The following is a 12,147-nucleotide window of genomic DNA, read 5'->3' on the forward strand; positions in this document are numbered from 1 at the left end:
TAAACCATGACCTCTTTTATCGCGGCATTTGTGATCTTGTTAGTCTTCTTTTTGCTCATGTCGATTGGTTATCTCATCAAGCGCAAAGCCGTTGAAGGAAGTTGTGGCGGTTTAGGTGTTCTAGGGATTGAAAAAGCGTGTGATTGTGATGACCCTTGTGACAAACGTAAACGTCGTATGGCCGCTGAAGAAGCACGTCGTGAGAAGTTAACGAAAGACCGCATTATCTAAATAGTCTTGATTCGATCATAGCCTCCGATTTAGGGGGCTATTTTTTGCCTCGTATTTTCTTACACGGGTTAATCATTTGAGATTTATCCTTGGGATTAGAGTGGGATAGCAAGTTAATCTAAGCAGGAATGAGAATGCTTTTCATCATTAAGTGAGTGAAATATAAAGATAATTTGAGTTGGTCGATAAATTGTACTAGGCTAGAAGCTTGATTTAGATCAATCTTTTCACGCTTACCAAGGATAGTAACTTATGAAAGGTCATCCTAAAGTGGTTGGGCAACTGAATCGGGTGCTTACCTGTGAGTTGACCGCCATCAATCAATATTTCCTCCATGCCCGCATGTTTAAACATTGGGGCTTAGAGAAGTTAAACCACGTCGAATACAAAAAATCCATCCAAGATATGAAGCATGCCGATAAGCTCATCGAGCGAGTGCTGTTTTTGGAAGGTCTGCCTAATCTGCAACAACTCGAAAAACTTCGCATTGGTGAACATAGCCAAGAGATGCTCGATTGCGATCTGGCCATGGTGCAAGAGCAGCTTACATTGCTGCGTGATGCGATCAGCTTGTGTGAAGCTGAACAGGACTATGTGAGCCGCGATCTGCTGGAAGATATTCTCGAAGACGAAGAAGAGCACTTAGATTGGCTTGAGTCGCAGCAAGAGCTCATTACGCTAACCGGTATTCAAAATTATCTACAATCGCAAATTAGCGACCAATAGGAGCAAAATATGAAAGGCGATAAAGACGTCCTCGATGCGTTAAATCGACTCCTAACGGGAGAACTCTCGGCAATGGATCAGTATTTTGTCCATGCCCATATGTACGAAGATTGGGGCCTGAAAGAACTCTATGAGCGTATCGCCCATGAGTCAGATGATGAGAAAGCCCATGCAGCCAAATTAGTGCAGCGCATTTTATTCCTCGAAGGTACACCCAATGTTGCCGCCCGTGAGGCATTGAACATAGGTAAAGATGTAGAAGAAATGCTACGTAATGATCTCGCCTATGAATACAAGGTCGCGGACGATTTGCGCAAAGTGATTGCACTGTGTGAGCAGAAGCAAGATTACCAGACCCGCGAAATCCTTGAAGTATTACTCGACGATACAGAGTCTGACCATATGTATTGGCTCGAAAAACAACTTGGGCTTATTGACCGTGTTGGATTGCAAAACTACCTGCAAACTAAGATGTGAGCCTTAGATTGTTAGGTTGAGTAAATACCTAGGTCACTGAGTGTAATGGCCTAGGAAACTCAGTTATTAAGCATGTCTGTTGTTCCTCACACTTGTCTTGTTCTCTTTTCCAGCGCTAGGCCACATCTTATTGGCCCAAATCTATCAGGAATACTTGATTACTGTTTTTATATACAGTATTTTGGCGTTGGAGGAATTCAACGTGCGAAAAATTATTCATATCGATATGGACTGCTATTTTGCTGCAGTGGAAATGCGCGACTTTCCTGAGTACCGTGGCAAGCCTTTAGCCGTAGGCGGCAGTAGCGACCGTCGCGGTGTTATCAGTACTTGTAGTTACGAGGCACGTAAATTCGGTGTACGTTCAGCAATGGCAACGGCTTATGCCTTTAAGTTGTGCCCTGAGCTGATTTTAGTACCAGGCCGGATGCAGGTTTACAAAGAAGTGTCGCTACAAATTCGTGAAATATTTTCCAGATATACCCAATTAATTGAGCCGCTTTCCTTAGATGAAGCTTATTTGGATGTGAGTGAGTGCCAACAATATAAGGGCTCTGCGACCTTGATTGCGCAGGCCATTCGTCGCGATATCTTAGCCGAAACGGGTTTAACCGCATCGGCGGGTATCGCGCCAGTAAAATTTTTAGCTAAGGTCGCCTCGGATCTGAACAAGCCAAACGGCCAATATGTCATTACGCCAGAGACGCTTTCTGAGTTTGTTAAGACCTTAACGCTGCGTAAAATTCCCGGTGTTGGTAAAGTCACCGCCGAAAAGCTCTCTTCGCTCGGGCTCAATACCTGTGGTGATGTGCAAGCTTATTCTAAACCTGAGCTCTTAGCGCGATTCGGTAAGTTTGGTGGCGTGTTGATTGAGCGTTCCCAAGGCATAGATGAACGGGGGATTTCTGCCGACAGAGAGCGCAAATCAGTGGGTGTTGAAACCACATTAGCGAAGGATATTTATAGTTTAGAGCAGTGCCAGCAGGTGATGCCGAGTTTGATCCAAGAACTGTCCTTGCGTTTAAGTCGCAGTGCTAAGGAACGCAAAATACATAAACAGGTGGTCAAACTTAAGTTTAACGATTTCAAGCAGACTACAATTGAGCACCGGAGCGATGAAGTCTCAATTGTAATGTTCTATGAGCTACTCGCACAGGCTATGGAAAGGCAAGAAGGCCGTGGCATTCGTCTATTGGGTATTTCGGTCGGCCTCGCCGATTCTACTCTTGTCGTCGCCACAAGCTTAAACGGCCAGACTCAGTTGGATTTAGCACTCTAGCCGTTTATTGAGTCGATAAGCCGCAGACTCATGCCTGCATTGGCTCAATAAGCCTCGGGTGGATTCGCCAACATAAAATCAATTAACAGTCTGACTCGTAAGGGCAGGTTGTCTCGATCGCGATACATTAAGTAGGCGGTACGCGGAATACCTTGCCACTCGGGCAGTATTTGAATGAGTTTGCCACTTCGTATCTGTTCACTCGCCATGCTGATGGGTATGAGTCCAATCCCAAGCCCCGCCACCACGGCCTGACAGGCAATCGCCATATCATCGACGGCTAATTTGATATTCCCCCTTGGTTCAAACTCGACATTTTGCCCTGTGCTATTGTGCTGTAAACGCCACGTTTTTGTGGGCTTGGCGATGATAACCGGATGCTGATCCAGCTCTTCAATGGATTGCAGCGCATGCCACTGCGTTGCCGATGTGCTGGTGCAAAGTACAAAGCTAATCGTGGTAAGTGGCCTTGCAATCCAATCGGGATCTTTAGGTTCGCCCACTCGAAAGGCGATATCGATGGCGTTTTCACTGACATCGATATTCATGTTCGACAGACTTAAATCGATATCAATATTGGGATAATGCCGTTGGAAGGCGTTGAGTGATTCACCCAGCCAGCGATAGGTTGTATTGATGGGCGCCGAGATCCGCAATTTGCCAACCGCTTGATGTTTATCCGCATGCAACTCACCAGATACCTGGTTTAACTCGATAAATAGCGGGCCGCAGCGTTCGAGATACCGCTGACCTGTGGCGGTAAGATTGACTCTATGGGCGTCTCTGTGCAGTAAACGCAGGCCTAAGGATTGTTCTAACAGATTGATTCGACGGCTTAAGGTTGAAGGTGGAATGCCTAAGTGCTGCGCCGCGAGCTTAAAACTCCCTTGCTGTGCCACTACCCAAAATAAGCGCATATCGTCTAAGGAATAATTAAGTTTCATATTTGGAATTTAAGCTCTCAATCTTGTTGGTTTTAATAATATATGAAACTTATAAACTAAGCTCAATCCCAATTACCTCCCTAGAGTCCGATATGAAATCCCATACACCTTACATGACATTCGTTTGTCTACTGATTTGCGTTTTTAGCTGGGGCAGTGTGTTTCCGATTGCTAAGCGAGTGCTGGAGGAGATGTCAGGAGAATCCCTCGTCTTTTGGCGTTTTACTATTGCGGCTGTGACTCTAGCGTTATATATCGTTTTTACTCGTCAGGCTTGGCCCAAATTGAGTTTGGTGCAATATATTGTCATAGCGTTAGTGGGTGTGATTGGTGTGGGCGGCTTAAATCTGGCGTTATTTAATGGCCTGCAGCATACCTCTGCTGCCAATGGTGCCTTGATTATGGCGCTCAGCCCGCTAGTGACTTCAATCGTCAATGCGCTATTACAACTTGAATGGCTCAGCAGACAACAAGTGTTTAGCTTAGTGGGCGGATTGGCGGGCGTACTGCTAGTGATCACCAACGGTAGTGTGGAGCAGTTGCTCAACTTTAGTTTTAACCAAGGTGATGTGATGATTGCCGCCGGCATGTTGGCGTGGAGTGGTTATACCATTTGTTCGCAACGGGTCGGCCATTGGTTGCCAGTGTTGCCATTTACCTTGCTGAGTATGATAGCTGCCAGTGTGTCTATGTCCGTGGTTGGGCTTGGCCGAGGTGAGTTTCACCCTTGGCTGGAGTTGATGGAACTGTCGGCAACGGCTTTTTCTAGCGTACTCTACATAGGTTTGTTCGCCACTGTGCTCGGTTATCTGTTTTGGATTAACGGTGTTAAGGCGCTTGGCCCCGCTAAGGCATCGATCTTTTTTAATCTCGTGCCCGTTTTTGCAGCATTAACGGCGTTAGCCATGGGGCAGGCGGTGACGGAAATTCAGTTGGTAGGGATGCTGATAGTGATCCTTGCGTTGATGTTACCTATGTTAGTCAACATACGCGCGGCAAGAGGCTTAGTGGTTAAGCGCTGCTAATCTGTGCTAGCTTTGCTGTTTAAATATAAGGGAGCACCTGAATTCAGATAATCACTGCGACAGGTTTATGCTCCCTTATTCGTTTGAGGGGACCTTTCAAACATCACTGATTTACAAAAGGTAACTTATATAAAAGCTTTCACCCTCAAAAATTACAGTTTAAAGCGGCTGACCAGCGCCGTGAGGTTACTCGCCATTGACGAGAGTTGTACGCTTGCTGCGTAGATTTCATCAGTGGTTCGTAGACTCTCCTCCGACTGTTCGGCAATGTGTTGAATATTTTGATGACTCTCGTTGGCCATAGTGGTTTGCGCTTTAGCTGCAAGGGCGATTTGATTATTCATCTCACTAATTTGGCTGACCATTTCTGCAATATGCGCTAAGGCTTCACCGGCATTTCTGGCGGCTTCTACGCTTGAGATAGCCTTTTCATTACCGATATTAATCGCTGCCACAGCACTTTGAGTGCCATTTTGCACATTGGCGATCATTAATTTAATTTCTTCGGTGGATTGGTGAGTCTTAGAGGCAAGGGATCGCACTTCATCGGCAACCACTGCAAAGCCGCGTCCTTGTTCGCCCGCGCGCGCCGCTTCAATTGCGGCGTTAAGGGCTAATAGATTCGTCTGTTCGGCAATGGCTTGAATCACCTCAAGTACGCGGCCGATATGTTGGCCTTCCTGTTCGAGTTTATTGATCTGCATTTCTGCCGTGCCCACATCTCCCGCAAGTTCACGAATCACATTGATGGTTTTTTTCACTCTTGCCTGACCGTCGGCGGTAAATACGTCGGCTTGTTTAGCGGCATCGGCGGCATGACTGGCACTGACTGATACTTCTTGCACGGATGCGGCAATATGATCGCTGGCATCGGCGATTCTGTGGGTTGCAGCTTGTTGATCCATCAAGGTATGTTTTGCTGATGCGCTGGTTTTGGCTAGACCTTCGGCAGCGGAGTTGAGCTCTGATGTAGACTGTTTAAATTGCGAGATAATACCGTGTAAGTTATCGAGAAAATGATTGAATGCCTTGGCGAGATCACCAAGCTCGTCCTTAGAGGTTAAGTGGACTCGTTCGGTCAAATCGCCATCACCATCGGTAATGTCGTGGATTTTTGCGAGTAAAACCGCCAGCGGTTTGCTGATGAGTTTAGGCAGTGCAACGATAAAGAGTATGCAGATCAAGAGACTGATGGCTAAGGCAATTAACTGCATCTGTTGTCCATGATTGGCATCATCATCTACTTGGGCTATCGCTGCGGTAGTATTACTATTTAAATCATTGATTAAATAATTAATGTTCTGGTGTAGTTGCTCGAATTGCGTTGCTGCTTGACCGAAACTAAGATCAATCGCCGTCGTTCTACCGTTACGGCCATTTTGGGTGCGTTGATTACTGATTTCTGTGGTTGTCGCTCGCCAAGTATCGAAACTGTGATTCAATTCATTGAGCTTATCTTTAGCGAGGGGACTTGTGGTCACATCGGCAAACTTATCAATATGTTCTTTAACCAGAGAGATACTATTAGTGTGCTGCTTTAAAAGATCGTTGTAAGAGTCTGTGCCCACGTTAACAAACATCAGGCTGCGCTCGGCCACTTGAGCTTGATAAAGCTCTTTATCGGCCTGTAGTAGCTCAGATTGGCTTGGTAAGTATTCAAGCGCGAGTGTATTCGCGCTGTGATTTAAGGCTTTGAGTCCTAAAATGCCAGTTGAAGAGGCGAAGATGACTACGCCAGCGAGTAACAGACTTGGATAAGTCAGTTTCTGATTAACGGATAGATCTTTATACCATTCCATAGTCACGCCCTCCTTGATTGATGCACTGAAAAGGTGAGAGCCGCAATAACCTCTGTGGTAAGAGGATGCAGCCCATCACTGGCGTTCTCTGGTAATTAGAGTCCAAATTGATCTAGGTTGATCCCAATCGTGATAGCGCCAATTGCAGCATCGCCATCCATCACTGGAATAGAAATTTGTACTAGATAGGCTTGGGAGCTCTCGTCAAACTTGACCGGACCTATGTGTTTATCGCCTTTGCCATTGGCGAAGGATTTTTGCCATTTATCCTCATCACCCTGCCAATAATCTGAAGTTTTACTGATCATGGCGACGTTCGCGCCTTGATTGTCCATGAGGAAAATTTCTTGGTAGTAAGGTTTGCTGGCTTCGAAGGTCGTGAGAAACTTGGCCGCTTCGTTGTTCATCAGGGATGACATAAAGTCATCAATACCTGCGGTGGCAATCCATTTTTCATCTAATGTTTTGATTGAATCTAAGCTTTTGCCTTGGGCATTTTGCGCTTTAACAGCATTCACCAGTACCACTTCTCTGCCTAATGGCATCAGTGAATCGGCTAGGTCTATAACGGCTTTGGGGACTTCTTCGGCGAAACTGAGGTTACTGCTGAGCAGTAGTGCAGCGGCTGACAAGATTTTACCAAATTTCATGCTCTCTATTCCTTAAGGTCACAGTATTGAAGGGGAAAGCGGTTATCTCTAAAAGCGCGATAAGCAAAAATACGTTAGGGTCAGACAGAACAACTATAGTAGAAAATTCAAGTTATTCAGTTCTTTCATAAAAATTTTATCGATGGCATTTCTACACAAATAGAATCCGCGGTAAAAAATAAGGCCACATCTGACTTGAGCAGATATGGCCTTGAATTGAGTGAGCTAGGGTAAGGTTAGAACATTAAGCCTTGACTGGAATGCGCTCGAGTACGGCTAATAATAATGTCCAATATTGGCCGACTGTGGTGATGTTTACCATTTCGTCTGGACCGTGTGGATAGCGAATGGTGGGGCCAATCGAGACCATGTCCATGTCTGGATAGGGTTTCTTGAATAGACCACACTCGAGACCCGCATGGATCACCATGATCACTGGCTCTTTGTGGTAAATATCTTGATAGGTTTCGCGCACTATCGCCATTACAGGTGAGCTGTTATCTGGCTTCCAGCCTGGGTAAGCACCGCTTAAATCGATATCGGCTCCGGCTAAGTTGGTCAGCGCAGTTAACATGCCTTCGACTTGAGTACGGCCAGAATCGATCAGCGAGCGGATAAGGCACAGGATAGTGACTTCTTCATCGTTAGTGCTGATAACGCCAACGTTGAGCGAGGTTTCAGTCACACCTTCGACTTCATCACTCATGCGGATCACGCCGTTCGGGCACACATGCAGCAAATCGATCAGGGTATTTTGGCTGTTTTCGCTCATCACACGTTTTGGCGTGGGGATAGTGTTTAACACTAAACGCATATCGGGATCGGCAATGGCGAGTTCGGTGCGGATAAGCGCTTCAAACTCAGCGACTTTTTCGTTTAAGGCGCTGACGTTTTCTTCTGGCAACATAAAGCTGATGTTGGCTTCACGTGGAATCGCATTACGCAGTGAACCGCCGCTAAATTGGGTCAACTCCAACGCTAAATCATCTGCGTTTTCAAAGAGGAAACGCGCCAATAGCTTGTTGGCATTACCACGACCTAAGTGAATGTTCACCCCAGAGTGACCCCCTTTTAAGCCAGATAAGTGCAGGCTAAAGGCTGAGTAACTTTGCTCAGAGGCTTGCCACACCATAGGCAGGGTGATTTGAGCATCAACGCCACCGGCGCAGCCCATGTAGATTTCACCTTCTTGCTCTGAGTCGGTATTGATCAGAATGTCTGCGTCTAACATGCCAGCCTGTAAACCGAAGGCGCCTGTCATGCCCGCTTCTTCATCTATCGTCAGCAGCACTTCTAATGGGCCGTGCTTGATATCATCAGAGCCTAAAATGGCTAAAGCCGATGCCATGCCAATACCGTTATCTGAACCTAAGGTTGTACCCTTGGCTTTAACCCAATCGCCATCGACATAAGCTTCGATAGGATCTTTAGTAAAATCATGCACTTTATCGGCATTTTTTTGTGGCACCATATCGATATGGGCTTGAATAACCACGATTTTACGATCTTCCATACCCGGCGTCGCAGGTTTACGGATGATCAAGTTGCCAACGGCATCCTCAACGACGGCAAGTTGTTTGCTTTTAGCCCACGCTTGAATGTGCTGGCTTAAGGCTTGCTCATGCTTAGATGGATGGGGAATCGCGCAAATTTGTTCGAACCATTGCCATAATGGCTGCGGGTATAACTGACTTAAGGCTGTCACTTGAGTGTCCCTCATAAGGTCTTGTGGGTATAGGGCAAATTTGCGGCCATTCTACCACATTCTGTGCAGCCAAATAATCTCAGCGTCACAGGCTTTTGGTGAGCTGGCAGCCAAAGTTTCCAGTTCGATTTTTTCTGGAAGTGTCGGTAGCACTTTTAGATTGGTAATTAGGTGATAGAGCGGGAATAATGCAGACACAATAATGAAAAAGGATGGGTCATGTTTCAAGTTAACTTCGTTGATGTAAAAGCAGAAAATGCCATTTTTGATGGTGAAGGTTGGGATGCAGTTGTGGTGGTGACGCCAGATCTGGATACCATAGGTTTTGATGAGATCAGTTTATTGGCTCAGCACGGTGCCCACGTGGATAAGCGCGTAGGTAAGAGCCCGACATTACTGTTTGCCCCGGGTCTGGCGGGAGGTCGCTTGATCATCGCGCCTGTTACCCAAGTGAACGACGAGTATGTGGACGTGCGTGTCTATGCCGATGCTGCAAGGGCGGCGATTGCTATCGCAAAAGAGGCGGGCGCCAAACGTCCGTTGTTATATGTGGTGCCATCGAAGGATCTGCGTTTTGGTTTTGCCGCTGAAGTCGCGGCGTTAGCCTGCGGTCAAGAACTGTGGCAAACCTTAGAGCTGCGTGAAGCGACGGGCTTAACGCCTGCATTTGAGGCCATAGGATTATTATCCTCATCAACTCATAACAGCAATTTACTCAATGCCTTAGAAGCGGGCCGCGTATTAGCGCGGGATTTATGTGGTACAGAACCTGAGCGCATGTCGGCTAAAGCCTTTGCTGACTATTGTCTGCAATCCTTAGCGGGCAGCGTGATCAAAACCGCAGTGGTAGAAGACAGAGATATTTTAGAACGTGATTATCCGCTGCTCAGTGCCGTGGCGCGCTCCTCTTTTGCCGTCGGTCGTCATCAACCTCGGGTGGTGAAATTAGAGTATCTGCCAGAGGGTGAAGTGACTCGCACTTTCCTGTTCGCGGGTAAGGGCGTGATTTACGATACCGGCGGCGCCGATCTGAAAGTCGGCGGTTCTATGGCGGGCATGAGCCGTGATAAAGGCGGCGCTTCTGCTGTGGTGGGGCTATTCAAAACCCTGTCAATGCTTAAGCCTAAGGGCATTCGAGTGATTGCCGAGTTAGGTTTAGTGCGTAATAGCATAGGCAGCGAAGCCTTCGTGACCGATGAAATCATCACCAGTCATGCGGGTGTACGAGTGCGGATTGGTAATACGGATGCCGAAGGGCGCTTAGTACTGGCGGATTTATTGAGTCATTTACGCATCAAAGCCGTGTCGGCGGTGAAGCCTGAAATGTTTTCGGTAGCAACACTCACGGGTCACGTAGTGCGTTGTTATGGCAGTTATCCTGCGGCGGTGGAAAACTCAGTGGCGAGTTCACAGCAATGCGCTGTCACTTTACAGCAGCAAGCGACTCAATGGGGTGAACCCTTTGAAGTGTCTACATTACGCCCTGAAGACTTCGCTAAGATCCGCGATGTGTCAGGCGCTGCTGAAATATTATCTTCCAATAATGCGCCATCATCGATTACCGCCCGTGGACATCAGTATCCCGCGGCATTTTTACTGAAAGCGTCGGGGCTATTTGACCATGGTGTAACAGCCCCTATTCCCTTGGCTTACACACACTTAGATATTGCAGGCAGTGCAACAGAAGGTGATCCGCTCTACGGCAAACCTACAGCGAGTCCGCTGGTGGGCTTGTATCAATATCTGATCAATCGCTAACGATTTGTGGTAACAAATAGAAATAATTCTGTAATATCTTATTTATTAGATATTTACAGGGTTATTTCTGTTTTTCTGTGAAGCAGGTCGCCATTAACCTCACTATAGTTGTGTAATTTAATTACATTAAAAAGCCTTAATCAAAAAAAATACAAATAAAGGTTGTAATAAAACTACAAATCCATATAATTGCTTTCGTGGATTAGGCACTACGCCTTTCCTCTCTAGTCTATCCAGGATGGATATTTTTCTCCAAGGACCTGAGTGACAAGTCGTCTCAACGGATATGAGAATCTCTAGTTCCAAGGAACCGAGCCAAGCTTCACTAGAGTACTTAATCACAACTAATTTAGGAGTATTGACTATGTCTTATACAGGCAACAACCATATTTATTGGCAAAACACTTGGTTTAACACTGATGTTTTGCGTGGCGGTTTATTCGCCATGAGCTTTAAGGCCTAACCCTCCTTAAAGTTTGAGTTTCCATCATCCATCAACCTTTGTATCGCCTTTTTTGGCGTGTTTAGACTCAAGTAGCATATTGATGTTTTTGCATGGATATGCCAGGTTTTTCCCGCTAGCGCGGTAATGTACTTCCCCGAAAGGGACGCTTGAAATATGTCTTTGCCTGCTCATTGAGCAGGCTTTTTTTTGTCTTTTTTTTGCTTAAGCGTTTAACGGTTTTGCCTGATGGTAATGAGCGTAAATGGTTCGTGTTAGAAGTGATGCGGTATGGACAACAAATGGATATGGGGTTCAATATACAAGCTATCGGCCTATCGCTTGTGATACTTGTTACTCAGGGACTGTTTATGGACACTAAGCTGTTTTTTCAAAATGGTAAGTTAACACTGGATATCAACCCCAGTGAGATGCGAATGTCGCATTGGGTTTATGCGCCTGTGTTAATCAATACTGAAACGGCGGAAGTGCTTTTTGATTTATCAGGGAAGGGCTGGGATTTTCGGTCTGCAGAAGAAAATGGTGATGACATCATTTTAGAGCTTGCCCGTTATCCTGATGCGAACAACGTATTTAGGCTCGTTCTGAATATATCAAAAGACCGAGCAAGCCTTAACGGTAATATTTTTTCAATTAATGATGTGTGTAAGGTATTAGAGGATATTGCCTAACAAGTGATATATAGATTTTTTAATTTTTATATATAAATCATAGCCTTTAATCTGCAAAGATATATGCGGCAAACCCTACCCAACTTAATAGTAAAAGCGTTATGGCAATCCAAGTCGCGGTGGTGAACTGACGTTGAGATTCGAATAATTCGTCTGAATCCTCTAGTTCATCAGTGTCATTAACTGTGCGAGATTTTGCTCTCAACTGTTGTTTACGTGCTTTATCCCGTTCGCGAGCTTTGGCTTTTTGCAGCTTTTTATATTCAGCTATACCTTTTTCAATCCCTTGGGCAATGAGTTTAGTTTGCTCTTTGGTTTGGCCCGGCTTTTGGGTGGCTTTGGCTGCGACTAGTGCTTCTTGTTGAGTTTCTGTCGAGATAGTGGGTTTCATCTGGGCTCTGCCTAAATTAATGCGGCTG

General features: G+C 45.9%; 12 protein-coding genes. 7 read left to right on the forward strand and 5 right to left on the reverse strand.

Annotated features, from left to right (window positions below; translation table 11 throughout):
• Positions 1-6 precede the first annotated feature (6 nt).
• The 4 genes from nqrM to dinB all read left to right on the forward strand — a co-directional run bounded on the left by nqrM (position 7) and on the right by dinB (position 2,713).
• Positions 7-231: a (Na+)-NQR maturation NqrM gene (nqrM, locus tag L5L77_RS08955; RefSeq protein WP_105250019.1), complete on the forward strand. Its 225-nt coding sequence runs from the start codon at positions 7-9 to the stop codon at positions 229-231.
• Between the two features lie 252 nt (positions 232-483).
• The gene (gene bfr, locus L5L77_RS08960) at positions 484-957 is read left to right on the forward strand and encodes a bacterioferritin (RefSeq protein WP_006080475.1); all 474 of its coding nucleotides are present in this window, start codon (positions 484-486) and stop codon (positions 955-957) included.
• A gap of 9 nt (positions 958-966) precedes the next feature.
• Entirely contained in the window at positions 967-1,434 is a 468-nt protein-coding gene (bfr, locus tag L5L77_RS08965) for a bacterioferritin (RefSeq protein WP_263192018.1), read from the forward strand.
• Positions 1,435-1,636: 202 nt separating this feature from the next.
• The gene (gene dinB / locus L5L77_RS08970) at positions 1,637-2,713 is read left to right on the forward strand and encodes a DNA polymerase IV (RefSeq protein WP_263192020.1); all 1,077 of its coding nucleotides are present in this window, start codon (positions 1,637-1,639) and stop codon (positions 2,711-2,713) included.
• A 44-nt stretch (positions 2,714-2,757) separates the two neighbouring features.
• Here dinB and L5L77_RS08975 read toward each other — a convergent pair whose 3' ends face one another.
• On the reverse strand, positions 2,758-3,657 hold the full coding sequence (locus L5L77_RS08975) for a LysR family transcriptional regulator (protein WP_028761561.1): 900 nt from the start codon (positions 3,655-3,657) through the stop codon (positions 2,758-2,760).
• A 92-nt stretch (positions 3,658-3,749) separates the two neighbouring features.
• Between L5L77_RS08975 and L5L77_RS08980 the strand changes: the two genes are divergently transcribed.
• Entirely contained in the window at positions 3,750-4,682 is a 933-nt protein-coding gene (locus L5L77_RS08980; protein ID WP_263192021.1) for a DMT family transporter, read from the forward strand.
• 152 nt (positions 4,683-4,834) lie between these two features.
• Here the strand turns inward: L5L77_RS08980 and L5L77_RS08985 are convergent, their stop codons facing one another.
• The 3 genes from L5L77_RS08985 to L5L77_RS08995 form a co-directional block, all read right to left on the reverse strand.
• Positions 4,835-6,481, reverse strand: coding sequence for a methyl-accepting chemotaxis protein (locus L5L77_RS08985; RefSeq protein WP_263222589.1), 1,647 nt, complete (start codon positions 6,479-6,481; stop codon positions 4,835-4,837).
• A gap of 95 nt (positions 6,482-6,576) precedes the next feature.
• Positions 6,577-7,131: a cache domain-containing protein gene (locus L5L77_RS08990; RefSeq protein WP_028761558.1), complete on the reverse strand. Its 555-nt coding sequence runs from the start codon at positions 7,129-7,131 to the stop codon at positions 6,577-6,579.
• 244 nt (positions 7,132-7,375) lie between these two features.
• A complete protein-coding gene (locus tag L5L77_RS08995) occupies positions 7,376-8,836 on the reverse strand; it encodes an aminoacyl-histidine dipeptidase (RefSeq protein ID WP_028761557.1) in 1,461 nt (486 codons plus the stop codon).
• A 219-nt stretch (positions 8,837-9,055) separates the two neighbouring features.
• On the opposite strand from L5L77_RS08995, the gene L5L77_RS09000 reads away from it, so the two are divergent.
• Positions 9,056-10,594 (forward strand): leucyl aminopeptidase family protein, encoded by a 1,539-nt coding sequence (locus L5L77_RS09000; protein WP_263222592.1) that lies wholly within the window; start codon positions 9,056-9,058, stop codon positions 10,592-10,594.
• Positions 10,595-11,206: 612 nt separating this feature from the next.
• Positions 11,207-11,728, forward strand: coding sequence for a hypothetical protein (locus L5L77_RS09005; protein WP_263185501.1), 522 nt, complete (start codon positions 11,207-11,209; stop codon positions 11,726-11,728).
• Between the two features lie 46 nt (positions 11,729-11,774).
• On the opposite strand, the gene L5L77_RS09010 is transcribed toward L5L77_RS09005, so the two are convergent.
• On the reverse strand, positions 11,775-12,119 hold the full coding sequence (locus L5L77_RS09010; protein ID WP_028761554.1) for a DUF2956 domain-containing protein: 345 nt from the start codon (positions 12,117-12,119) through the stop codon (positions 11,775-11,777).
• Between the last annotated feature and the right edge of the window lie 28 nt (positions 12,120-12,147).

The sequence above is a fragment of the Shewanella sp. SM29 genome, assembly GCF_025654245.1.
Taxonomy (GTDB): Bacteria; Pseudomonadota; Gammaproteobacteria; order Enterobacterales; family Shewanellaceae; genus Shewanella; species Shewanella oncorhynchi.